The organism is Bacteroides sp. AM16-24 (assembly GCF_003471885.1).
Taxonomy (GTDB): Bacteria; Bacteroidota; Bacteroidia; order Bacteroidales; family Bacteroidaceae; genus Bacteroides.
This window is the reverse complement of sequence record NZ_QRKI01000012.1, coordinates 39,257-63,750: the sequence shown is the minus strand read 5'-3', so window position 1 is coordinate 63,750 and position 24,494 is coordinate 39,257. Positions and strand designations below refer to the sequence as shown.

Sequence of the window (24,494 nt, the reverse complement as noted above, 5' to 3'; positions counted from 1 at the left end):
GTTATTCAATCGGTATTCCTTTATAGAAGTCCAATATCTTTGTACGGAACAGATATTCATATTTAGCCTGCAATTCATCAGATTGGGCTTTCATCAGATTCTGTTTCGCTTCGTTATACTCTACAGCGGTTGCTTTACCATTGTCATACTTTTCACTCATCAGTTTGAAAGACTCTGCACTGGCATTGGTAGCTGTACTACTACTGGTATATTTGCTCTCGGAAGCCAATGCATTGTACCATGCCTGCTGTATTTCCTTATAGAGCGTCTTCTTTACATCGTCCAACTGCAAAGAATAATTCTCCTGCTGCAAGCGGGCAGTACGTACACGATTGCGAGTGGCAAAACGGTTAAAAATAGGCACACTAAGACTGAGTCCTACGTACTTGCTAAAGTTATCCCGCATTTGCTGACTGAAATTACGATCGAGAGTAGAATAATAATTCGTACCAAGACTACCATTCAGATTCAATTTAGGATAAAAAGCACTCTGAGCAATACGAATACTGTGTTCACTGCCTTCCAGACGATATTTTGCAGCCTGAACAGCAGCTTTACTTGTCAATGCCGTCTGATAAACCTCATCCGGCGGAGTAAGAGGAAGCAGGTCCAATTTTACCGCAGGAGCTGATAAAGAAAACCCTTCCGGAGTTTCCAGCTCTATAAGCTGGCTAAGATCAAGTAAAGCAAGCTGGTAGTTATTATCTGCCTGCACAGCTTTCATCTCATCTTGTGCCACGCGGGCCTTAGCCTCAGCAACCTCGGCAGGAGATGCTTTACCCAGTTCGGCAAGACGTGCAATACGTGCCAACTGTTCTTTACTCAATGCCACCTGACTGATGGCTACCTGATATAGCTCCTGATCGAATAGCACCTGCAAATACGCAGAAGCAATATTAATGGAAATATCCTCCTTAGCCTTTTCCAAATCCGCAATAGCGGCTTTCAGATTCAATTTAGACAAAGCATACTGATTGGGAATTTCCAGACCGGAAAATAAGGGAACACTGGCAGACACAGACATATTGGTGCTGTTACTACTTGTATTGACATAAACCGTAGAATAATCACCAGTGGCTTCATTCTTTACAGCCGTTTGCGTACGTCCCCAGTTCCAGCTTTGCCCGGCACTACCATTCAGATTCGGTAGGCGTGCCCATTTAGCCGTGTTCACACTCACGGCACTTTGTTCCGCAGCATTGGCAGTCCGGCGGATGCTAATATTATGTTCTATAGCGTAGTCGATGCACTGGCGCAGCGTCCAGCCCTCCTGAGCCTGTACTGAAACAGCAAAGACGGCCATGCATCCCATTATTAAGTTCTTCTTCATAATCTGTTATTATTGAATTATACAAGGTTACTCCAACGGTTTTTATTTATCCTTCTTTTCTGCACCACGTACTTTAGACTTACCGTCTACACCGTCTTTGATAACAATCTTGATACCATCGCTCATGCCAACTTTCACTTCTTTACGTTCAAACTTCTGGGTAGGCACACTATCCGTCATCACATATACGAATGTGCTGTCCCCACTGAATTCGATTGTACTCTCAGGCAAGGTAAGTGCCTGCTGTGCACGTTCCAGTACAATTTCCGCATTAGCAGAATAACCCGAACGGATCATCACCGTATCCGGTACCTGGATAGCCGCTTTTATTTCAAACTGATTGGCACCATTCTCCTCCACTCCCTTCGGAGAAATATATTCCAGTATAGCATCGAATGAAAGATTCTGCAAAGCGCCGATTGTCAGCTTCACCGGCATTCCTTCATGCACACGTCCTACTTCCGTTTCGTCAATCTTACCTCTAAAGATGAGATCGTTCATGTTAGCAACCGTAGCGATTGTAGTACCATCATTGAATGTATTACTCATAATTACCGAGTTACCGGCCTTTACTGGTACATCCAGAATCAAGCCGTCGATTGTAGAACGGATCAGCGTACTTGAAAAAGAAGCACTGTTCTTTGTAATACCCTCCTTCACAATTTCCAGATTATCCTTAGCTGTTTGCAACTCCTCACGTGCCTGTTTCACACTAACCTCAGCTTTTTCATAGTCCTCACGGCTAACCAGCTTGTCCTCAAACAATTTCTCTACACGAGCGAAGTCAGTTTCACCCTGCTTCGCATTGAGTTCAGCCAGACGCACACGGCTCTCGGCAGAGTTCAGCGTACCCAGTTCGGGAATTACTTTCACTTTAGCAATCACTTCACCCTTACGTATCGTTTGTCCGGCTTCTTTATACAGCTCGTCAATGATACCCGATATCTGAGGCTTGATAAGGATCTCGTCTCTCGGTTCCACCTTTCCGGTTGCCACCGTTGTTTTCTCCAGATCAGCTACTGCCGGAGTAATTGTCTCATAAACCGTAATCTTCGGTTTAGACTTCTGATAAAGGAACACGAACGTGAAGATGAAAATGGCAGCTACAACTACCAACAATGCGATTTTCAGATACTTTTTCATACTATTATTATATTATTGTTTTTCTATTTTAATTTTTACCTTACTGTCTGTAGGGCTTCTCTAAATATTCAGATACCTCAATTATTCATCCCTGATAGCCTCGATAGGCTTGATCGCCATGGCACGATAAGCGGGAGCCAGCCCTGCTAGTACCCCCAAACCTATCAGCAACGCACATGTACCGATAGCCAGCCCGAATGAAACCTGGTAATGCGTAGTTATATGCCCCGGATCATTGGCAGCAACCTCCAATACCTGCAACACCAATACGGCAAAAGAAATACCTGCCATACCCGCAATCGTGGTCAGCACCATACTTTCCGAAAGAATCTGTTGCAGAATATCCCGTGGACGTGCTCCAATAGCGCGTCGAATACCGATTTCCGTAGTACGTTCGCGCACCGTTACCATCATAATGTTCGATACACCAATTGCTCCGGCAAATAAAGTACCCAAACCTACCATCCAGATCAAAATCCGGACACCAGTCATCAGATTATCCACCATAGAGAACATAGCCTCTGCATTCAGCATCATCACTGCCTGCTTATCATCCGGAGATATGTAATGAGCCGCCTTTACAATGCGCTCTACCTTATCCTGAATATCCGTTACCTTAATATTCGGTTTCACTGTAAAACATATCACATGTATCCGGTTACCCAGATTATATGCCTGTTTCATGGTAGTATAAGGCAAAGTCACAGCCTCCGATGCTTGTCCCTGGATATTCATATTCCCCTCGGACGAGCACATACCGATAACCTGGTAATAAATACCGTCTACCCGAATATACTTTCCACATGGATCTTCTCCCGGGCGGAATAAGCTTTCATACACACGTTTACCAATCACACACACTTTACGCGCCTCCTTAATATCCACATCATTAATAAAGCGTCCGTATGCCATCTCTTGATGCTCTATATGTTCATACTCGGGATACAGTCCCTTTACACTACAATCATATTTTTTATCTCCGTGTATGGCTGTTCTTCCCCAATAAGCGATGGACGGTGTAATGACATCTATTTCATTCACCCCATGACGCAGACGCTCAATGTCCGATAGTTCCAAATCCCACCAGCGTCCTTTGCGGAAACCTTTATACGCTTCCCCCGTCTTCTGCGAAACCAGAAAAGCAGAATTCGTGGCAAAGCCCTCGAACTGGGAACTCATAGCCTGCTGCATCCCCTGGCCACCACCAATGAGTGCCACCAGCATAAAAATGCCCCAGAATACACCAAAAGCCGTCAGTAAGCTCCGCGTTTTGTTTCTTGTAATCGTGATGAGGATTTCCTCACAAGAGTCTATATCTATTCTCATAATTTCTATTTACGATTTACGTTCGACTTAATCCGCTCTCAATGCTTCTATCGGACTGATACTCACAGCCTTCTTCGCAGGGAAGAATCCTGCCAGTGTGCCTGCGATAATCAAGGTGAGCGTAGCCTGAATGGCAATCCCCAAATCTACTGTCGGGTTCGAGAACATGGTTTGCTGGAACATTCCCGCATCCATAGTCTGATTACCAAAGGCTGAGTTCATCCATTCCGTGACGGCAATGCCGGCCACCATACCTATATATCCGAACAGAGTAGTGATAGTGACACTCTCCACAATTATCAACCAAAGGATGGATAACGGCTTCGCTCCAAGTGCCTTACGGATACCGAATTCACGAGTACGCTCCTTCACTGTAATCAACATGATGTTCGAAACTCCTACAATACCGCTCAGTAAAGTAAAGATACCAATTACCCAGATAGCTGTACGCAGCATTCCCATTGCATTTTGCGTCCGCATATAATCCGTGAAGCGGTTCCATATCCAGATAGCACTGTTATCCTGAGGATCGAAACGGCGACTGGCACCAATTACCCTACGATAGTTTGCCTCAAAAATTTCATTGCTCTCTATCGTTTCCAGATTCTTAGTCGTAAAGATGATATTGTTCAGCTGTTCACCTTTATTATAAATGGTCTGCAAAGTAGAGAAAGGGATATAAGCCTCACTGGCTTCACGGTCTCCCTGGTCGTTATAGATACCAACGATCTGATAAGCCACTCCACTTGCATTAACAAACTGTCCGATAGGTTCAGTATGAGTCTTACCGAATAGAATTTCAGCAGTTTTCTTATGTATAACCATCACTTTCCGGCGCTCCTTCAAGTCATTCTGGTTGATAAAACGCCCGTCTGCAGTCTTCACAGTCTCCACCTCCGTATAGTTAGGATGTACCCCCATCAAAGAGATATTAACATACTCCTGCCCAAAACTGACGTTTACATTACTCTGCCGTACAGTAGCACCGGCACTGATGACATGATCCGGAAAAAACTTTTCGGTAGCTTCCAGATCATTATTCTCCAAACGGACACGGCGTCCCTCTTTCAATCCCGCATAAGGCTTGGAAGTCCATCCCGGAAAAATGCGGATAGAGTTCAATGCGCGTTCCGAGGAAGATTGGTCGAAAGCATGGATAATACCGTTTCCGGCACCCAGCAATACGATAAGCATAAAAATGCCCCATGCCACGGCAAACCCTGTAAGGAACGTACGCAATTTGTTCCGTTTGATGGTTCCGTATATTTCTTGCCAAATATCAAACATATATTCATTTACTATTTGACAATTTACAATTTACAATTTGCCTTCCGGAATGTTGGCAAAGCTTCAATTGTACGTTGTAAATTGCACATTGTACATTCTTTTATTTCATGAATCCGTCTTTTCCGAATGGAGAAGCATCATGATTCTGATTTTCTTCAATACTGCCGATAATACCATCCTTAATATGAATAATCTTATCCGTCTGATTGGCTACACCGCTTTCATGCGTAACCACCACAATAGTCATACCTGTCTTGTGCAAATCTTTAAGAATCTGCATAACTTCCACGGAAGTCTTACTATCAAGGGCACCGGTAGGTTCGTCAGCCAGGATAATCTGCGGCTGAGTGATAAGAGCACGGGCAATGGCGACACGCTGTTTCTGTCCGCCGGACATTTCGTTCGGCATGTGATGCGCCCAATCTTTCAACCCCAAGCGATCCAGATACTCCAGTGCCAGGGCATTGCGTTTGCGACGGCTCACTCCCTGATAGAAAAGGGGTAGTGCCACATTCTCCACTGCATTTTTAAAGGAAATCAAGTTAAAAGACTGGAAGATGAATCCAATCATACGATTCCGGTATTCAGCCGCCTTGGTCTCACTGAGATTTTTGATCAGCGTACCATTCAGATAATACTCACCGGTATCATAATTATCCAGAATACCTAATATATTCAGTAGAGTGGATTTACCGGAACCCGAAGCTCCCATAATGGAAACGAACTCCCCCCGTTTAATTTCGAGGTTGATGCCTTTGAGCACATGTAGGGGTGCCCCGTTGTTGTAGGTCTTGTTAATGTCTTTCAGCTGTATCACGAATCTCTCTGTTTTTAGTCTGTTTCTTATTAATTTTCACTATTAGACGCAGCTATGTTACGAAAAGTTGCAAATGAGGTGAAGTTTTTTTCAAAAAGATTTTGAAGTATCATTTTTCTTTGTGTAATTTGTAACCATAAAACTAATTAACTAACCCTTTAAACAAAACATTAATATCATGAATTCAAGCATGGAAAAACCCTACGTAGTAGGTATTGACATAGGCGGAACAAACACCGTCTTTGGTATTGTAGATGCACGTGGAACTATTATTGCAAGCGGCTCTATCAAAACCGGCGCTCACGAACAGGTAGATAATTATGTAGACGAAGTCTGCAAAAATCTGTTACCTTTGATTATCGCCAACGGTGGCGTAGACAAAATTAAAGGTATCGGTATTGGTGCTCCCAACGGTAACTACTACAGCGGTACTATTGAATTTGCCCCTAACTTGCCCTGGAAAGGTGTAATTCCTTTGGCAGCCATGTTTGAGGAACGTCTGGGTATCCCGACTGCATTGACGAACGACGCCAACGCCGCAGCTATCGGTGAAATGACTTATGGTGCTGCACGTGGTATGAAAGATTTCATCATGATCACTCTGGGTACAGGTGTAGGTAGCGGTATCGTTATCAACGGTCAGATGGTTTATGGTCACGATGGTTTTGCCGGAGAATTAGGTCACGTCATCATACGTCGCGAGAACGGTCGTCTCTGCGGATGCGGACGTCATGGCTGCTTGGAAACTTACTGTTCGGCTACCGGTGTAGCTCGTACAGCCCGTGAATTCCTAACTGCACGTACCGAGCCAAGTTTGCTTCGTTCTATTCCTGCTGAAAATATCACGTCTAAAGATGTGTACGATGCAGCCGTTCAAGGTGACAAACTTGCACAAGATATCTTCAACTTTACAGGTACTATCCTGGGTGAAGCTATAGCAGATGCTATCGCATTCTCCAGCCCCGAAGCTATCATCCTGTTTGGTGGATTGGCTAAATCCGGAGATTATATCTTCAAACCTATCCAGAAAGCTATCGATGACAATGTGCTGAATATCTATAAAGGTAAAGCCAAGTTGTTGATGTCTGAATTGAAAGATTCCGATGCTGCTGTATTAGGTGCCAGTGCATTGGGCTGGGAACTAAGAGACTTGAAGTAAAAATAGTCCATCATAATTTTAAGTAGAATCCTCCTTTTGCCGGTAAAACGGGAAAGGGGGATTTTTTTATCTCACAAAACTCCAAAAGTTTTCAGGCGTAATTATCTCATAAACAGAGTTTGGATAACTTTCCATAAAAACCTTAGGCTGCTTACTTTTAGCCTTAGCGTTCCATTTAAACTCCAATGCACCCGCATCCGTTCTCAGTTCTAACGGAGCAAAATTGGAAATCACTGCATTTCTGATTCCATTATCATAAAAATAAATTTTCTTTCCTTTTTTTATTTCATTCCTCAGATTTCGACTAAAGAAATCCAGTCTGAATACAACAAAGCATTTTTCCAGAAGACATATATAGTTTTCAACGGTTTCTTTATCTATTCCCAACAGATTACTTAGTTCATTATAAGACACTTCACTTCCTAACTGTAAAGCTAAAGCTCTAACAAGTTTTTGAATAACATCAGGCTTTTTCAAGCCCTTATAAGAAAACAAATCTTTATACAGATAATTGTTAGTAAGAGATGTCAATGTTCTTTTGGCATCCCCCGGCTCCGTTATCACTTCCGGATATAAGCTATAAATCAATCTATTCTCTAACAATCGTTTTTCCTCCCGTTCAGAAGTATCAGCAGCCAGCTCAGCCAAAGAAAAAGGATAAAGATTATATTCTATCAAACGCCCAGTAGCCGATTCATTGATTTCATTTGCCATATCAAACGAAGAAGAGCCAGTGACAACAAAAGTTTTTTTTACCAACCTGTCTTGCTCCCAATAATACAATTACTTTCTTGCGTTTGAAATCAGCAAGAATTGATTTCCGGATTTCCCGTTCAAGCATAACCACTTTTTTCTACAAAGATATAATTTTTTCGATTACAACCGAAAAAATAGTACTTGCAAAACTTCAGACAGTAATTATATCAGTATTGCTGTACATACCGGTCCAAACTATCCTTACCCGACAAACCTATTTTATTCTTAATACGCTGCTTCGTCTTTAATACCGACTTAGGAGTAATAACTGCAATCGCTTTATTGCACAGCCGGGCGCGAATCAGATAACATAGTTTCAAATCCTGCGCACTTAAACCAAACGAATTCAATACAAACCTTTTACGACTGCATATCACCATACCTAAACTATACCCGAGATACACTTGCTCCGTAGTATCTCCCCTCACAAGTACCCCTGAGTGGAGAAACTACGGCCTTGGTACGGAACAAGTGCATCCCAAGTATAGTACGGATAGACCATCTCACACCATTCTAATTTCAACCTCTCAACTCCCTGCATACAAGGAGTTAACTCCCTGTCGGCAAGAAGTCAACTCCTTGCTGACAGGAAGTTAACTTCTTGTAAGGCACAGAATGTCAGCTACCATATATTGCAATAAAAAAGGGAAACCAACGAATTGGCTTCCCTTTTTTATCTCGAAATTAGAGTATAACAGATTAGCTATTAACTCTTTTTTCTTTAATTCTTGCTTTCTTACCGGTAAGAGCACGCAGATAGTACAATTTAGCGCGACGAACCTTACCTACCTTGTTCACCTCGATGCTATCGATAGCCGGTGATTCGATTGGGAAAATACGTTCTACGCCTATGGTACCGGACATCTTGCGTACAGTGAAACGCTTCTTGTCTCCGTGACCGGCAATCTTGATAACAACACCACGGTACAACTGTACACGTTCTTTGTTACCTTCGACAATACGATATGCTACTGTAACAGTGTCACCTGCTTTGAAGCTCGGGTGTTGTTTACCGGTAGCAAATGCTTCTTCTGCAATTTTAATTAAATCCATTGTTATTGTTCTTAAATTGTTTGATCGTTACAACGCAACATACCAGGCTTCTCTCTGGGTCCTGACAGCGATTGCGCGAAAGCGGTGCAAAGGAACGAATTATTCGGCAGATACACAAATAATTCGCTCATTTTTTACTTAGCGGCGATCACCCGAAGAACGGCGGGAAGTGTTACTGGAAGAACTGTTCTCTTTACGTTCCGTACCCGGCTTGGTAGTGGTGCTACGGCGAGTAGTGTTCGTTTTGCTTTTCGTTTCACTGCTGCGATTGCTACGGGAATTATTACTGTTACTGCGGGAACCGCTATTGTTGCGCGTGCTGTTATCTGTTCTGCGCGTAGTGCTACTATTGCTGCGTGAGCTATTATTAGTATTGGTAGTAGCATTACTGTTCGTACTTTCACGACGGGTAGTACCGGTAGTGGCAGAGCGGTTATTATTGGAACTGCTACGACGGGTAGTGTATACATCGTCTCTTGCCGGTGCACGATTGGAACCCGGACGTACAGTTACAGAACCGAAATCCGAACGGCGGTGCGTAGTATAGGATTTAGTATCACGGATGCGGTACGAACCGTTATAGAACGGATGTTTGTAACGTCCACGATAATAGCTTGTATTATTATAATGTGTACGATAGTGCCCACCTGCGTAGGTACGATAATGATATGGTCGAGGGAAATAGAAATGATTGTGATTGGTATACGTGATGTAAACACGGAAGTACCAACGGTTTCCACTGGTATAGATGGGGCGGTAGAAATACTCTGCCTGCATAAAGCGGGCATACTGCCTGCTGCTAAGCACCCAGCGGAGATCGTCATTTCGTACATCCAGATAATCATAATAACGATTGAGCGCCCACTCATTGCCATACAATACATCATCCATCAGATAGCGTATGCCGGAAATGAAATCATAATTGATTTCATACACATCATTGTATTGCTCGGTGTTCAGATTCAACTCATAAGCCATTTTATCGGTGAGGAAACGGGTTTCCTTACGTACTTTGCTATTACTCATAGCGTTGGTGCCTGCACTGCAAACAGCAGTACTCAAAGTGGCAAACAGGATAAATAATATTCGTTTCATGGTAGCGTTTTTTACTTAGTTCATGAATATCTATTCTTTTATTGAAAACAAAAATAGGGGAAGATTATCCCCTATCCGCTTGTTTCTCTCTATTCTTATATAGGGATTTCCCTAATCAGTTTAGGACTTCGGGGAAGTTACCAACACAATACCATCTCCCGGCAAGAGGATGAGATGCTTTTTATAAAGATCGCCCACTCCTTTCTTAAAGGTCTTCTTACTCACCCCAAAGGTAGAGTAGATTTCATCTGCCGGACTTTTATCATTCAATGCAATCCGTCCGCCATTATCCTTGATGTATTGCAACAGGGTTTTCGAAAAATCGTCTACCTTCTCGAAACCGGGTTTCTGGAGTATCAGGTCTATCTTGCCATCTTCGCGTATCTGCTTGATAAAAGCTTTCACCCGGTCGCCCGTGTGCAGGGACTGGAATATTTCACTATCATAGAGCAAACCGCTGTACATATTTTCAATGATTGCCTTGAAACCTAAATCCGTCTTTTGCCAGATCAGTATATCTACTTCATCCCCCGCCTGATAAGGGGCAGCCTCCTTGGAAAGATAGCGATCCACTTTGGCAGAAGCTACGATGCGGTAACTTTCATCATCCAGATGAGCATGAATGACATACTTCTTCCCAACCTGCATCTTCATCTTTTGTTCACGGAAAGGAACGAAAAGGTCTTTCATCAATCCCCAATTCAAGAATGCCCCGTACTCATTTACCCATGCCACTTCCAGACAGGCAAATTCGCCCACCTGCACCAGCGGGGTCAGCGTGGTGGCAACAAGGCGTTCCTCGTTATCCAAGTATATAAATACATTCAGTAAGTCTCCCGGCTGGCAACCTTCGGGCACATAGCGCAAGGGAAGCAGGATTTCTCCGTCTTCACCACCATCCAGATACATGCCAAACTCTACTTCTTTGACTACCTCCAAGACATTGTATTTTCCTAATTCGATGCTCATAATTTCTTTTCCTTTGGGGCAAAGGTAATGTAAACCGAAAGCAGTACAAAATAAGCTTGCTTATTTTTAACGCTAAGATACAGCTAATCTTCGCTTTTGAACAAAGATTAGATATAAGGAATAACTTTTTAATCTAAACCATAACTTTTTTCTATGAACAATTCTCCTGGAAAACAGTTATTTTTGTACCGCGAAATCAGAAATGAGAGAAATAATATTCACCTTTAAATACATAAAAGTTATGGAATTTCTAACAAACGAAAAACTTACGATTGTAGGAGCTGCCGGCATGATCGGCTCTAACATGGCACAGACTGCCATTATGATGCACTTGACACCAAACATTTGTCTGTATGATCCTTACGGCCCGGGCTTGGAAGGTGTAGCGGAAGAAATGTTCCACTGCGGTTTCGAAGGACTGAACCTCACTTACACTTCCGATATCAAAGAAGCACTGACAGATGCCAAATACATCGTATCTTCGGGTGGTGCTGCCCGCAAAGCCGGCATGACACGTGAAGACTTATTGAAAGGCAACGCCGCCATCGCCGAGGAATTCGGTAAGAATGTAAAGGCTTACTGTCCGGATGTGAAACATGTAGTGGTAATTTTCAATCCAGCTGACATCACCGGGTTGATTACCCTGTTGTACTCCGGCCTGAAACCTTCACAGGTAACTACCCTTGCCGCTCTCGATAGTACTCGCCTACGCAGCGAACTTGCCAAGCATTTCCACATTTCTCCCGATAAGGTGGAGAACTGCCGTACCTATGGTGGCCACGGAGAACAAATGGCTGTTTATGCTTCCACTGCAAAAGTAGACGGTAAACCTTTGTTGGAAATCATCGGTACTCCTGCTCTCACAGCCGAGCAATGGGCTGAAATTCAAAGCAAGGTAACCAAGGGTGGTGCCAATATTATCAATCTTCGCGGACGCTCTTCTTTCCAAAGCCCTGCGTACGTATCCATAGAGATGATTGCCGCTGCTATGGGTGGCAAACCGTTCCGCTGGCCTGCAGGTACCTATGTACACAGCCACGGTTTCGACCACATCATGATGGCTATGGAAACAGAAATCACCAAAGACGGCGTACATTACAAAGAACTGAAAGGTACTCCGGAAGAAGAAGCCAAACTGAAGGAGAGCTATGCACACCTTTGCAAGCTGCGCGACGAAGTAATCGGAATGGGTGTACTTCCTGAAATAAAGGATTGGAAAAGCATCAACCCGAATATTGATTAATGTAACGTTCTAAAAATAAAAAGGTATAAATGTATGTGTGCCCAATAAGAAAAATATATTTTCCCAGTAGGAGAAAAAAAATTAGGCAATAGGCTAATAATTTATTGGGAAATAAACACAAGCCTAACCAGAGATTCCCTCTTGCGTCAGCAGAAGCCGAAGGCAAGGGGGATTTTTCTTTTATTTTTTCAGAAATCCTTTGGCTGTATTAAAAAAACTATTTATCTTTGCACCCGCAAACGAAGAAGGTGCCATAGCTCAGTTGGTAGAGCAAAGGACTGAAAATCCTTGTGTCCCCGGTTCGATTCCTGGTGGCACCACTTTTCGAAAGCAAGTATCGGAATGTAGCGCAGTTGGTAGCGCACTACGTTCGGGACGTAGGGGTCGGGCGTTCGAGTCGCCTCATTCCGACACAAAAAAGGTCTGACTCTCAACAAGAGTTAGACCTTTTTTGTTATATATCGGTTCACAAAAGACAATATTTTTCCAAATCCATATCAGCATGGTTGACATTTTACTCATCACATTAGGAGGGATATGCCTTATCGTAGGCTTATTGGGCTGTATCCTGCCTGTCATTCCCGGGCCGCCTATATCTTACGTCGGCTTGTTATTGCTTCACATTACGGATAGATCGCAATTTTCTACCACCCAGTTACTCGTGTGGTTGTTGCTGGTTGTGGTGGTGCAAGTGCTGGATTACTTCACTCCTGTCATAGGAAGTAAATTTAGCGGTGGAACCAAATGGGGAAGTTGGGGATGCCTGATAGGTTCTATTGTCGGAATCGTGTTTTTCAGCCCGTGGGGAATTGTTTTAGGACCTTTCGGAGGGGCTTTTATCGGAGAACTTTTAGGAGAAAGAAGTGCCCGGGACGCCTTCAAATCGGGCATCGGGGCACTGATAGGTTTCTTGGTAGGAACAGTATTCAAAGTAGTGATATGCGGGTATTTCGTATGGTGCTTTGCCAAGGGATTACTTACCGTTGCAGCGTAATGCTCATCAATCCGATTACCACATCATTAGAAAGAGTTTCGAGAACAAGGTGAGAAAGCTTCTTACCGGGGTTCAAAGGCATTTCGAGCAACACAGCCGCTCCACCATCCAATTCACGGGAAGCACCGGGGAATCCCAACTCCTCACCGAAATTATTACTGATTTCGCCTGTTTTAAGTCGCAGGCGGTAGAGTGCCGGCGTATGGCGATTGAATGCTAAACCATCTTCAAAGAAGATGTGTTCGATAGGAGGCCAGTTATCCGGATTGCGCAAGAACATAACATCACGGGTACCGTCTTTATAATAGATACGGATAACTCCATTATCGATATGACACTGCATATGATTCGTACTGCCCGCCATAAGCAAATAAGCACGGGAAGCTTTTCCTTTGAGAGGAATTTCCAGGCTATCCGGATAATTGTCCCAAAGAGAAGTAAAAGCCACATTATGACCTTCAGCAGGAGTACGGAAAGGTATGCCCAACTCAGTATTCAATATACCATTCTGAACAGAAGAACGAAGCCCGGCATCATTAATATCCACTGTATGTAAAGGATGACACCACTCCCCGATACCCTGTTTGGGTATTTGCAAAGTAGTATAAGGAGAACGGGGAGAAAGATATTCGTTACGGAAAATATCCGTCACAGATGAGTTGAAACGGGTATCCATCACTACCGGCTCACATTTTGCAAAATGAACTTGGGTGAAAGTACTGGGTTCTATCAAACTTTGATTAGCTTCAGAATGAGGTCTGCCAACAGGATACCACCATTTCATTTCATCCTGTTGCATAGGAACAAAGCAGACAGGAGCCTCAGCATATATAACGTTGGCAGGAACTGATGCAGGAGAAGAAAACTCTTCACCACCCCATTCAATACGTACATCTGTCTCTTCACCGGAAGAGGCAGGTACCACGACAGACAGCATTGGACGAGTAATAGATTTCTCAACCAATGTCCACGTGGCAGGTTTCCCATTGATTGTAAGTTTTGCCACCTTAGAACGTTGTGCCGGAAACTGAAGTTCCAAGGTACGGACAGCAGGCAAACGATGAGTTACGACATAAGAGGTAACTCCTTCCTTATCTCCCCGCTGAAAATCGAAATCAATATCCGGTGTATGCAGAGAGGCAGACGGCCATGCGGACGGCAAACCGGGTTTCACTAACAAACGTTCGTTCATTGCATCCGGCAGAATACCATAAAGACCTTGTATCAACACGCGGGAAGCAACACCGATAGGATCACCGAAATCGCGGTAACACTCTCCACGGGCAGCATCATAGAAGCTGATCTGCCCAAAGTTGGCAGGGCTTTCACCTAAATACATACCATCCAGAATGGAACTTTTCAACAATTTGAAACCGGCATCGGTACGACCTGCCTGGAAATAAGCAAGGGCGGTATGCATCACTTCGGCAAAAGCTACATTATTAATACTCTAGGAATAAGGTAGCCAATTGGTAGTGGAAATGGTAGCATATCCTTCATCTTTCAGACCTTCGCCACGAACAGGAATATGAGGAATTTCACGGTCTACATAACTGGTGGCAAGGTATGCCTGGAAAGGATCGGCAATATCGCTGTCGAGCGCATGATAGATGGTCCACACACCGGGAGCGGTATGCAGGCGTTTATGTCCCATGAAGTCCTGGAACTCAGCCCAATGTCCACGTTCGGGCATCCAAAGGCGGGCATTCAGTGCTTTCAATATCTTATCAGCTTCCTCGCGGTAAGGTGTGGAATCTTCCCCTATTTTTTCAGCAATCAGAGCAGCAAGGCGATTGGCACGATAGTTATAAGCAGTACTGTGAGTGACGGCACCGCTGTTGTAGTAGAGGGCATCGCTTGCCCAGATACAGGCGTAGGCATCGTAAAGACCGTCATTATCGGGATCATAGTTGAGCTTCTCCCAGGCAAGATGACGAGTAAATACAGGCCATATACGACGGGCATATTCCAGATCACCGGTCCAGTTAAGATGCCACAGGAGTTCATCTATATAACAAAGATTCATATCATAATGATGCATCTGATCGTTACGACGCGGATTACGACAAATATATCCGTTACTGTACTGCGGTGTACCCCATTGCTTTACGGAACGAGCCAGAGCAAGGGCAGAATCCTGTGCAGGATGTGATATCGTATTGGGTACCTCAGTCACCTGGCTGGCAGCATAGGCATCGAAATGCGTACGGGCACGATCGTGCCACCCCAAAGCATCGCCTGTATAAGCTGCACGCCAGCCGCTAAGGGGCATACGCCAACCAATGGCACCATGCAACCAGACTTCACCATCCCAAATACCATCGGCAGCTACGGCAAGGGCACCACCCAGGGTATTAAAAAATGGATCGGGAGTTGTAATCCGAATGCGGGAAGCCAGTTCGGCACGGGCTCGCTCTGATTTATCATAGAGAGCAACACCCTCTTCAAAGGAAGGAATCACCAAGGAATAATCGCGGACAAGAATATAGATATTCTGTGGATCAGTATCCAGAGCTATATCCATAGTCTGTAATTGTTCAGGGTGCTCCGGCGCATCGAAGCAACCCGGAGGATCAGCTCCCATATCACCGTTACGGCTCAGTTTGTCAAGACGGATTTCGCTCAGCAAAGAGCGTAAAGTAGCCCCCTGAGGCATATTGATGGGAGTAATCTTCCAGATAGCAGCATCTTCATCGGGCAAGGCAAGAGCGAAGATCTGCAGTTCTGCATTTTCACCCCAGGCAGGATGCGTCAGGCGATACGAACGGCGACCGGGAGTGTAGCGTGATTCACACCAGGCAGTAGAGTCAAGAGCTACAGAACTGCCATCACTCAGCAGAAGACGAAAACTGATATTCTTACTATTACGTTTCTCATAAACGGCAAAAACGGGACGGTCGCTCGTCTCTAAACGGAAAGCTGTGTGGCTGCCATAGAGAGCGCGGGTATAGCGGTTCTTACCGTTGACGCTTACAAAGTCTTCTCCATCCGGACGATATTGCAAGGTACGGGAGGCACCACGTTTATGATCGTTGAAAGAGGTGGACTCTATGCGATCGCCAGCACCTTGCGGTTTATTGCCAGTGGTATACTGTGCATAAGCGATAGCAGGCAACAGAGAGATAGCGGCATAAAGAAATATTCGTTTCATATAGGGTGATGGATAAGATGTGATAAAGAGTGATAGCACTTACGGCATCGGACTCAAACCTTCCCAACGCACATCCCATGTTCCGTCCTGCGGGAAGCCCGGATTCTTCACCTGACACCCATCCCAACCGGCACACATCAATGCTACGGCAGTCAGCAAACCACCATTACCGGGCAGGTAACAGCGCAGACGGCCATCCTGATAATTATGTCCATTCAACAGGTAGGTATTAGTGCGTTTATCCATCAGTAAAGCGCCTACAGCCTTTTCAGGTTCGCCCAGACGAGTGGCGTTCATTGCAGTCATCGGATAGTCCCACCCCCAGGTTTTCCCCCAATTCCAGTTGTCCCACACCCAGTGCAGGGTATTCTTCATATAGTCGTCACGAATGAGCTTGTTTATCGGAAGGATACCTACGGAACCGAGCACGGCCATGTGGTCGCTGGTAAAACGAATATCTTTGTAAGTATCAACGGCATCTTCGGATGCCAGGTAGAGATGATCCTCGTTATAAGCAAGCGGAGAGAGTTTGTCTATCATTTCGTCCCATTCCAGATTGCGCTTTCCACCGGCACGCTCGCGCCACTTCTGGGCTGTCTGCATAGCAAAGTGCCAGTAAGAGAGTTCGAAAGGTGGGTTGATGGTGGTAGCTGCACGCAATGTTTCCTGTGCAGGGATGGCACCTTTCAGGATGAAACGACCGTGGAATTCATCATAAGTTGCGAAAGCATACATGAACTCGGCAGTTTCCTGCACCAGTTTGTTGTACTTTTGAATCACTTCGTCTGAAGGATTGGAACGGTAAACAAGTTCGGCCAGATAAATGAAATGCGGTTGTTGCCAGATCAGGAAAGAACCTACATTGGAAGGCGCTTCCGTACCGCTAGGATCGGTCATCTTCATCCAGCGCACACCGGGAAACCCCTGGCGACGGGCTATTTCACGGGCAACGGGTTCTACGGTTTCATACCAACCCAACGTACGGTCCAGCAGATCAGTATGCCCCCAAAGCGGCTGCCAGGCTTGATGCCACCAAATCATTTCGAGATGGAACTTACCGAACCAGGAATTATAAGTCAGACCTGTCTCCTGCGGAGGTACACTACCGGCAGACTGGATAGCGAGAAGATACTGACTGAGTACCACACGACGTTCCAGCTCCTTTGCACGCGGATCGGTGCAATGTGAGAAATCGACAGCAGCGCCATTCGTCCAGAAGTTCGTCCAATGAGAGGCACTGGCAGCAGCAGTTTCTGCGAAAGAGGGCAATACCTGACCGTCAGCATAGACAGGAGGTTCACTTTCAAATACGGTTCCCTGAAAATTCGGTGTAAAGAGACAGGAGAATGCCAGCATATCTTCATCCGGAGTCAAGACGAAATAGTTCTTGGACTTCTCGGCCAGGTTGGCTTTACCTTCCCAACGCAGGGTTACATAATAAGTGGTTTCATCGAGCACACGCTTCAGCACGGCACTTTGGGCATCCTGACGGACAATGGTTGTAGAATGTTTATCGTTCGCATCCCAATTGCAGGCATCATCAGCATGTGCACCCGTGGGATACGGAAAGCGCAGATTGACACCGGCATGTGCACGGCTGGTGACACTGGCGGAAATCATATCCTGATCGGGATGGCAGACTGTCTGTACATCGAAAGCGTTACCATTCAGTGTGAAGTGGCTGGTGATTTCACCTTTCCACATATTCAGTGTTTGGCGGATATCGGTGATATCAGATGCTTTCACTCCGTCACCCAGTTCCAAGCCAACGATCCCCAAGTGCAAGCGGTGCGGATTGACGCGGAACCAGTCGGAAGCTTCTTTTTGCCGTCCCTCTTCCTTGAACTGGCAGGCGTAGAGTTCTTCGTGTCCACGACCGAAGTCAAAGGCTTTCAGGACTTCTTCAGACTTGTATCCCTGCGGATTGGCAAATGAATGCCAGCCCCACTGGCTCTGTGTCCCCAAAGGCACACCCTTACTATACATAGACGGGAATGTTTGTAAGCCAGTAGCATCTACCGTGAACGCAAATTCACCATTACCCACGCTGAGCGAAGCCAACGAATCGAACGAGGCCACTTGAGGATTGTTACGAGTCACCAATGCTTCACGGTCTATCGGAGCTTGTTTCTCCGAACCGCAAGCCGTCAGCACGAAAGCGGCGAAAAGGGAATAAAATACTTTTTTCATGGTATTCTTGATAACAGATAATTAGATTAATAGTATTTTGGGGAAGCTAACGGAAGTCGAACATCAGATTCAGCCGTAGTCCTTCGTCTCCTTTCTTGATGCGGATAATTCCCGGCTGGCTCTGTGGACCATGTTGGCTGATGGGCTTGAAACAACGGATACCCGGAATATCGAGTAAGAAAGAAATATCTCCCGCGGGGAAGTCGGGCATGGTATTGATGCCATCCTGGCGGCCGTGGGGTTCTTCGGGCGTGAATACCCGCAAGAAGATGCCATCACTGGCGGCATACACGGTGAAAGGAACCGTAGGGCTTTGCAGGGTAGCCCAATAGAAGTTGGCATGATAGCCCTTGAACTCGGGGTACACAAGGCGGTCGGTGCTTTCACCGGTAATGGTATTGTTATAATCTTTCTGCCAGATGCCATAATTGGCACCGGGGATACGGTTCTTCCAGACACGGTACGGGCCACGTCCCATCCAGCGCATGCCGGAGCACTCGGATTCGGGATATGAGAAGGTGAGTCCAAGGTTCAGGACTTCGGTGTCGGTAAAGGCATCGTCGAAGCCACCGCCACCGGAAGCACGGTTCAACAGCACGGCATCCATAGAGAGGAGACCGGCAGGGGTAAGACGCCAAATGATAGAGTCGGCAGCACCCCGATAGCGTGCACAAAGAACAGCATCACCATTTTCCGTACGAGCGGAGAGATTAGACAGGATCATCTTCATACCCACGGCAACAGGACCATCTTTCAGAGGGATAACCCGACTGTCGGCATTCCTTATCACAGAAGTGATAGTAGCGTCACTCTTCCGGAAAGAGACGGTAACGGCAGGAGAATGCAAAGTAATCAGAGTATCGGTTTCTTCAACACGGCAATTACCCGTGACTGAAGTTTGTGAAGCGGACGAATGAGCATTTGCCTCCAGTTCACCTTGCAGATAATCTTTCGCATAATGTATCGGGAAGGTACGTGTACAGATACTTTCGCCATCCACTCCATACGCTTCAAGTTCCAGAATGTCCCCCTCAAAAAGCTTGGGAGCAGTGATTCGGGCGAACCCAGTCTCACCGGGAACCAACGAAGGAAGTTGTACCATTCCGCTATCTACTACCTGACGCCAGGCTTGGGCACCTCCATCGGCTACAGATACCGGGCTGCCCACAGCTTCACCTTGCAACGGCGATGCACAATGGAGTACGCGCCAACGCATGGAACACTTGTCCAGATTCGTAAACAGGAATCGGTTCGATACCCGGAATTCACCACGGAACGAGGGGGTAATCATCAGAGGCTCCACATATATAGGCGACCAGACTTCACGGACAGAATAGTAACTGCCCTCCTTTTCGCGATAGGGACCGAGGATACCATCCGGGGCATTGTAATCTTCACTATCCAGCGCTCCGCCACGGTCGGAACGGCGTACAGCTTCGTCGCTGTATGCCCACATGAAGCCTCCGGCAAAGAGAGGGTGAGCAGTGTAACGTGCCCAGAAATCCTCCAACCCGGCACCATGTCCCTGATCGTACTGGCCATGCATGAATTCGGCAGGCATGAAGACTTTATAGCCATTGGTAAAACGAGCCACACCGGTGAGATAAGCAGGATAGTGGTGCGTATCGAGTTCGTCGAAATCCGCCCAGGGATGGATGACATGACGTTTTTGCGGGTCGTAAGTACGGAACAGGCTATCAATTGCAGTATTCCATCCACCTTCGTTACCATTACTCCAGAGCACGATACAGGGATGATTCACGTCACGCGTCAACATTTCACGAACAAGACGAGTACCTGTAGGGGTATCATAAGCATCTTGCCAACCAGCCAACTCGTCGATGTAGAGTAAACCAAGGGAGTCGCAGGCATCCAGGAAGTGTTCATCAGGGGGATAGTGAGAACGGACGGCATTCATGTTCATCTCTTTTATAAGCTTGACATCCTGTATGCTGAGTTCTTTATTCGTAGTTCGTCCGCCATCGGGGTGGAAGGTGTGTCGATTGATGCCTTTCATAACAAGCTTGGTACCGTTCAGGTAGAGTCCGTCGCGAGGACGGAAATCAATGGTGCGGAAGCCGATGCGGGTATCCATGGAGTGAATGACGTTTCCTTCCTTACCGAGCAGAGAAACTGTAAGCCGATAGAGTACAGGAGACTCAGGAGTCCACGGAGATATACCGTCGAAATGAGCAGTCAGCAACTGAACGGAATCTTTAGTAACTTTCACGGGACGGTGTTCGGCATCCTTGGCAGATATCGGCGCCACTTCCATGGAAAGACTTTCTTCTCCGGTAGTACCTTGCAAATGTACTTCTACTTTTAGCTCTCCATCCGCACGGGCATCTACAGCCAGACGTTCGATATGCGTAGCCGGCTTTGCTTCCAGCCATACGGGGCGATATATTCCACCAAAGAGCCACCAGTCCGCCTTGCGCTCGGCAGCGTTGATGGACTTGTTGTCAGAGTGCTTCTTTACACGAACTTCAATTTGATTGTTGCTTCCGAATTTCAGCAGATCGGTGACGTCATAAGAGAAGCGATAGAAGCCTCCCTGATGTACGGGGCCTGCGGATTGGCCATTGACGAAGACTTCGGTATCAGTCATTACGCCACCAAACCAGAGGCGTACATTCTGTCCCTGCCAGTTGCGGGGAACACGGAAAGAGCGCTTATAAGTACCTTCTTCCATCGAAGGATTCTTCACTCCGGCTTTCTTATACCAACGGCCATAGGTATATTCACCGAAGCCTTGCAGTTCCCATTGTGAAGGAACTTCTATTTTACTCCAACGCCCGCTGTTGTGTCCTTCGGATACACGAAACTGCCAGGTTACGGTGTTACCCAACCCTGTGCCGGAAAGATATTGACGTTCTGTTTCCTGAGCTTGTACAACCCAAGCTGTCAGTAAGAAAAGGATGGTACCCAAAAAGTGCTTTCTAGTCATAGTATTTGGCTTTATTATTCGATTTTACAAAGAAAGACATTCTCTGGCAAATAATAAATAAGCAGAATGATTTTCTGGCTGTACAAAATGACGGAGAGAGAATCTCCGCTTCTTCCCACTTAACTCTTTATATCACAAGAAGTCACTCATTCCGCCTCACTGCGAACAAAAAGCTATCAAAACAATCCTTTTCCCAACAGAACATTTTCCACAAACAGTTCAAATAGAATCCGGCTGCATAATCTATAGAATATAAATGCTGTATTTCCGTATAAAACAGACAACGAATGCAATACTTATGCAAGAAACTATAGTTCTTTCACAAAGGAACTATAGATCTAACGCAAACAATCTATAAATGAAACACGTCTGATCTATAGATGAAGAACAAACGATCCATGGATCGAACATAAACGGTCTATAGATGGGAAGCAAACTATGTGTTTTCAGTGGACAGACCATCTGTTTTTCTTTTTTCAGAGTTGTACGTATTTCTGTATTCCACTCTCAATCAACAATATGCTGATTTCCGTTCGTTTCTTTTCGTTCTCCCCCTCCGTCGGACGGAAATATCACATTCTCATTATGCATAAAAAGCAAAGTGTCAAAGTGCTTTCCGCTTTAACTTTACAATAAATCTTCCTCCTCTACATTCGTCTCACGCCCGAAAGACCTGTATTCTAATGGAGTAAATCCTGTACGTTTTTTGAAGAGAGAGAAAAAGTGTTCAGTAGATTTATAATCGAGCATAAACGAAATTTCCTTTACCGATTGGGAAGTGCCAACGAGTAACTGCTTTGCCTTACGCAACTTAAGTTCCTGGAAATACTTAGCAGGCGCATATCCCGTATAATCCTTAAAAACCTTACGAAACCAAGAATAACTGATATTCAATTTCATGGCCAACTCTTCCGGGTCAATATCCTTGAATATATTCTCATTCATAATAATTTTCGCCTGTTCAATCTTTTGATCAACATCACCCATCTCGAATATCTTGTTCTTGGATATGGAAAGAATCATTCCTATCATGTGCAATACAATACCTGAAAGATATTGCTGGGATGAAATCTTATCAGCCTCAGCTATCTCCAATGCACGTGAAAAAAGGGTAACCAGTTCCTCATTCAGACCTACTTCCAGTATTTGATTGTCTTTAGAGAGGAAGCCTCCTCTCAGCATATCATCGATGACCGGCCCCTCAAAACCGATATAATACTCATTCCAGCCTGTTTGCTGATATGGATGATACGTATGCCATTGCCCAGGGAAAAGAACCATAAGCCTGCCTTTACAGACTTGTTTCTCCGGAGTAGAATCGGAAGCAAACAAACCTCGTCCTTTAGTTATATAAACCAACTGATATTCACGTAAAACACGCCCCTTCTGGGCATTAAAGAAATATCCTGAAGGATGATCCTTCAAGGGATAAGGAGAATTTGGCTGAATGGACTGGAACCCCACGGTATTTACCCACAGACCAAATTTCTGGTCCATATCATTCACTATCAAATATTTGAATTCAACCCCTAAATCATTATAGTTCTTAGTCATAACACGTGTTTTACATAATAGATATGTGGCAAAAATAGAAATTATTTATGAATAAAAAAATGTCCGTTCCTGCTTTATTCTAAAATATACCGGAGCGGACTAATAAAAACGAGTAATAGGGGAAAGATTATTTTTTTACAACAATTTTATCATATTGTTCTTCGGCCTTTATTTCTGTGTACTTGGGTGCATCTATCATTTCAACCAATGCACGGAGTACAGGGCCTTCACCCATAGGATCATTTTCCTGTGTAGGACGGTTATAATAATATACCAATGAAGGCATGATACCTGTTCCTACACAAATAGAAGTAACATCTCCATTATCAGAAATCTTTTTCATCATACCTTTCAATCCCTGCTCAGCTACGTAAATGAAATCAGGATGTAGCCATCCTTCTTTCACACCACGGGCAATACCAAAAACAAACATTGCTGTTCCTGTGATTTCTTCATAAGAATCTTCTTTATCCAACAACTGATGCCAAAGTCCATTCTTACCTTGATAACGGGCTACACCACTTGCTTGTTGGCGGAAATTTTCGATAACAGCTTCACGCATCGGATGATCTTTCGGCATCATACTAAGCAGATCAGCCTGTGCCATAAATACCCATCCGTTAGCACGGCTCCAGTGAGCTACTCCATGCTCCTTGTTATCCGTATGATAACAATGATAATAAATCTGTTTTTCAGGACACCAAAGATAACGGGTATAGTTTAGCACCTGATTGGCTGCATCATTAAAATACTTCTCATCACCAGTCATCTTACCCATGCGTGCCAGAAAAGAAATTGCCATAAAGGCATCATCTGCCCAAATCGTATTGACATGCGGCCATATACGGGCAATAGTTCCATCCACCAAACGAGGTTCACCGTAATTCAGGTGTTCGGCTGTTTCGTTAACATAATCCAGAAAAGATTGATTAGGATATCTCATCTGCAGTTCAATCAGACTGGCTCCCATCGGACCATTATCATCCAGACGCTTGCCACGGAAGATCATGTGCCAACTCAATTTTCGCACGGCATTCCAACCATCTTGTTTAAAGGCCTCATCGTACTGTTTGCGAAAGAATTCAAGATTACCTTCATTGAACACAAAATTCATGTTCTTCAAAACATATTTCTCATACTTCTTGTCAGCAAGTTTATCCCCCAGTTCCATGAGAGCCATATTGGTTACACCATTCGTATAATGCCAGTTATTGTACTTGCATGCTACCTTCACATTCATGTCAAGAGGTAATTTCTTGACGGACTTATAAGTTTCACCAGTCTTCGTATTCTTAAACTCGTATGTGGTACTGGCAAGAATGCGGTCTGCAATCTTTACAGCAGCTTCTCTTGCCGTCATATTGGTCTGGGCGGCGAGAGTTGTTACTGCCAGCAGCAGAGCGAGAGAAAAGAATATTCGCTTCATATTATACTTTTAAAGAATTAGTAAAGTAGATAGCAGTCAATAAGAAATGCCTGC

Annotated in this window: 16 protein-coding genes, 2 tRNA genes and 2 pseudogenes; 5 read left to right on the top strand and 15 right to left on the bottom strand. The window is 45.0% G+C overall.

Going from position 1 to position 24,494, the window contains the following annotated elements; translation table 11 throughout:
- Nucleotide 1: 1 nt before the first annotated feature.
- The 5 genes from DW182_RS14520 to DW182_RS14500 all read right to left on the bottom strand — a co-directional run bounded on the left by DW182_RS14520 (nucleotide 2) and on the right by DW182_RS14500 (nucleotide 5,903).
- Complete coding sequence (locus DW182_RS14520) at nucleotides 2-1,330, bottom strand: TolC family protein (RefSeq protein ID WP_007660362.1); 1,329 nt, start codon at nucleotides 1,328-1,330, stop codon at nucleotides 2-4.
- A gap of 42 nt (nucleotides 1,331-1,372) precedes the next feature.
- Nucleotides 1,373-2,473, bottom strand: coding sequence for an efflux RND transporter periplasmic adaptor subunit (locus tag DW182_RS14515; RefSeq protein WP_007660363.1), 1,101 nt, complete (start codon nucleotides 2,471-2,473; stop codon nucleotides 1,373-1,375).
- Between the two features lie 81 nt (nucleotides 2,474-2,554).
- Nucleotides 2,555-3,799 carry an ABC transporter permease gene (locus tag DW182_RS14510; RefSeq protein ID WP_007660364.1) on the bottom strand — a complete coding sequence of 415 codons (1,245 nt, stop codon included), beginning with the start codon at nucleotides 3,797-3,799 and terminating at the stop codon, nucleotides 2,555-2,557.
- Nucleotides 3,800-3,826: 27 nt separating this feature from the next.
- Entirely contained in the window at nucleotides 3,827-5,086 is a 1,260-nt protein-coding gene (locus DW182_RS14505; protein WP_044532659.1) for an ABC transporter permease, read from the bottom strand.
- Nucleotides 5,087-5,186: 100 nt separating this feature from the next.
- The gene (locus DW182_RS14500) at nucleotides 5,187-5,903 is read right to left on the bottom strand and encodes an ABC transporter ATP-binding protein (RefSeq protein WP_007660366.1); all 717 of its coding nucleotides are present in this window, start codon (nucleotides 5,901-5,903) and stop codon (nucleotides 5,187-5,189) included.
- 178 nt (nucleotides 5,904-6,081) lie between these two features.
- Here DW182_RS14500 and DW182_RS14495 point away from each other — a divergent pair, with 178 nt between their 5' ends.
- Nucleotides 6,082-7,062, top strand: coding sequence for an ROK family protein (locus tag DW182_RS14495; RefSeq protein WP_021967915.1), 981 nt, complete (start codon nucleotides 6,082-6,084; stop codon nucleotides 7,060-7,062).
- 66 nt (nucleotides 7,063-7,128) lie between these two features.
- Here DW182_RS14495 and DW182_RS14490 read toward each other — a convergent pair whose 3' ends face one another.
- The 5 genes and pseudogenes from DW182_RS14490 to DW182_RS14470 all read right to left on the bottom strand — a co-directional run bounded on the left by DW182_RS14490 (nucleotide 7,129) and on the right by DW182_RS14470 (nucleotide 10,935).
- Nucleotides 7,129-7,776, bottom strand: coding sequence for an ATP-binding protein (locus DW182_RS14490; protein ID WP_118295942.1), 648 nt, complete (start codon nucleotides 7,774-7,776; stop codon nucleotides 7,129-7,131).
- Between the two features lie 209 nt (nucleotides 7,777-7,985).
- Nucleotides 7,986-8,168, bottom strand: a pseudogene (locus tag DW182_RS14485) (helix-turn-helix transcriptional regulator); the annotation flags it as partial.
- 349 nt (nucleotides 8,169-8,517) lie between these two features.
- The gene (gene rplS, locus DW182_RS14480; protein ID WP_007660372.1) at nucleotides 8,518-8,871 is read right to left on the bottom strand and encodes a 50S ribosomal protein L19; all 354 of its coding nucleotides are present in this window, start codon (nucleotides 8,869-8,871) and stop codon (nucleotides 8,518-8,520) included.
- A gap of 138 nt (nucleotides 8,872-9,009) precedes the next feature.
- Nucleotides 9,010-9,966: a hypothetical protein gene (locus DW182_RS14475; protein ID WP_118295941.1), complete on the bottom strand. Its 957-nt coding sequence runs from the start codon at nucleotides 9,964-9,966 to the stop codon at nucleotides 9,010-9,012.
- A 120-nt stretch (nucleotides 9,967-10,086) separates the two neighbouring features.
- A complete protein-coding gene (locus DW182_RS14470; RefSeq protein ID WP_044534131.1) occupies nucleotides 10,087-10,935 on the bottom strand; it encodes a S1 RNA-binding domain-containing protein in 849 nt (282 codons plus the stop codon).
- Between the two features lie 241 nt (nucleotides 10,936-11,176).
- Between DW182_RS14470 and DW182_RS14465 the strand changes: the two genes are divergently transcribed.
- From DW182_RS14465 to DW182_RS14450, 4 genes are all read left to right on the top strand, one after another.
- On the top strand, nucleotides 11,177-12,178 hold the full coding sequence (locus tag DW182_RS14465; RefSeq protein ID WP_021967914.1) for a malate dehydrogenase: 1,002 nt from the start codon (nucleotides 11,177-11,179) through the stop codon (nucleotides 12,176-12,178).
- 247 nt (nucleotides 12,179-12,425) lie between these two features.
- Nucleotides 12,426-12,498, top strand: a tRNA-Phe gene (locus DW182_RS14460).
- Nucleotides 12,499-12,516: 18 nt separating this feature from the next.
- Nucleotides 12,517-12,589 (top strand) — tRNA-Pro (locus tag DW182_RS14455).
- Nucleotides 12,590-12,680: 91 nt separating this feature from the next.
- The gene (locus DW182_RS14450; RefSeq protein WP_044532497.1) at nucleotides 12,681-13,172 is read left to right on the top strand and encodes a DUF456 domain-containing protein; all 492 of its coding nucleotides are present in this window, start codon (nucleotides 12,681-12,683) and stop codon (nucleotides 13,170-13,172) included.
- On the opposite strand, the pseudogene DW182_RS14445 reads toward DW182_RS14450, so the two are convergent.
- The 5 genes and pseudogenes from DW182_RS14445 to DW182_RS14420 form a co-directional block, all read right to left on the bottom strand.
- Nucleotides 13,156-16,323: pseudogene (locus DW182_RS14445) on the bottom strand (DUF4450 domain-containing protein). The gene DW182_RS14450 and the pseudogene DW182_RS14445 overlap by 17 nt on opposite strands.
- Before the next feature lie 39 nt (nucleotides 16,324-16,362).
- Nucleotides 16,363-18,513 carry a hypothetical protein gene (locus tag DW182_RS14440; protein ID WP_118295940.1) on the bottom strand — a complete coding sequence of 717 codons (2,151 nt, stop codon included), beginning with the start codon at nucleotides 18,511-18,513 and terminating at the stop codon, nucleotides 16,363-16,365.
- A 46-nt stretch (nucleotides 18,514-18,559) separates the two neighbouring features.
- Entirely contained in the window at nucleotides 18,560-21,460 is a 2,901-nt protein-coding gene (locus DW182_RS14435; RefSeq protein ID WP_118295939.1) for a glycoside hydrolase family 2 TIM barrel-domain containing protein, read from the bottom strand.
- Nucleotides 21,461-22,087: 627 nt separating this feature from the next.
- Complete coding sequence (locus tag DW182_RS14425; RefSeq protein ID WP_115503116.1) at nucleotides 22,088-23,014, bottom strand: AraC family transcriptional regulator; 927 nt, start codon at nucleotides 23,012-23,014, stop codon at nucleotides 22,088-22,090.
- Between the two features lie 127 nt (nucleotides 23,015-23,141).
- Nucleotides 23,142-24,440 (bottom strand): glycoside hydrolase family 105 protein, encoded by a 1,299-nt coding sequence (locus tag DW182_RS14420; protein ID WP_007660389.1) that lies wholly within the window; start codon nucleotides 24,438-24,440, stop codon nucleotides 23,142-23,144.
- Nucleotides 24,441-24,494: the final 54 nt, after the last annotated feature.

Coding starts and splice junctions, on each gene's coding strand:
- DW182_RS14520 (WP_007660362.1), bottom strand. CDS start 1,330: ATGAAGAAGAACTTAATAATGGGATGCATGGCCGTCTTTGCTGTTTCA.
- DW182_RS14515 (WP_007660363.1), bottom strand. CDS start 2,473: ATGAAAAAGTATCTGAAAATCGCATTGTTGGTAGTTGTAGCTGCCATT.
- DW182_RS14510 (WP_007660364.1), bottom strand. CDS start 3,799: ATGAGAATAGATATAGACTCTTGTGAGGAAATCCTCATCACGATTACA.
- DW182_RS14505 (WP_044532659.1), bottom strand. CDS start 5,086: ATGTTTGATATTTGGCAAGAAATATACGGAACCATCAAACGGAACAAA.
- DW182_RS14495 (WP_021967915.1), top strand. CDS start 6,082: ATGAATTCAAGCATGGAAAAACCCTACGTAGTAGGTATTGACATAGGC.
- DW182_RS14490 (WP_118295942.1), bottom strand. CDS start 7,776: ATGGCAAATGAAATCAATGAATCGGCTACTGGGCGTTTGATAGAATAT.
- rplS (WP_007660372.1), bottom strand. CDS start 8,871: ATGGATTTAATTAAAATTGCAGAAGAAGCATTTGCTACCGGTAAACAA.
- DW182_RS14475 (WP_118295941.1), bottom strand. CDS start 9,966: ATGAAACGAATATTATTTATCCTGTTTGCCACTTTGAGTACTGCTGTT.
- DW182_RS14470 (WP_044534131.1), bottom strand. CDS start 10,935: ATGAGCATCGAATTAGGAAAATACAATGTCTTGGAGGTAGTCAAAGAA.
- DW182_RS14465 (WP_021967914.1), top strand. CDS start 11,177: ATGGAATTTCTAACAAACGAAAAACTTACGATTGTAGGAGCTGCCGGC.
- DW182_RS14450 (WP_044532497.1), top strand. CDS start 12,681: ATGGTTGACATTTTACTCATCACATTAGGAGGGATATGCCTTATCGTA.
- DW182_RS14440 (WP_118295940.1), bottom strand. CDS start 18,513: ATGAAAAAAGTATTTTATTCCCTTTTCGCCGCTTTCGTGCTGACGGCT.
- DW182_RS14435 (WP_118295939.1), bottom strand. CDS start 21,460: ATGACTAGAAAGCACTTTTTGGGTACCATCCTTTTCTTACTGACAGCT.
- DW182_RS14425 (WP_115503116.1), bottom strand. CDS start 23,014: ATGACTAAGAACTATAATGATTTAGGGGTTGAATTCAAATATTTGATA.
- DW182_RS14420 (WP_007660389.1), bottom strand. CDS start 24,440: ATGAAGCGAATATTCTTTTCTCTCGCTCTGCTGCTGGCAGTAACAACT.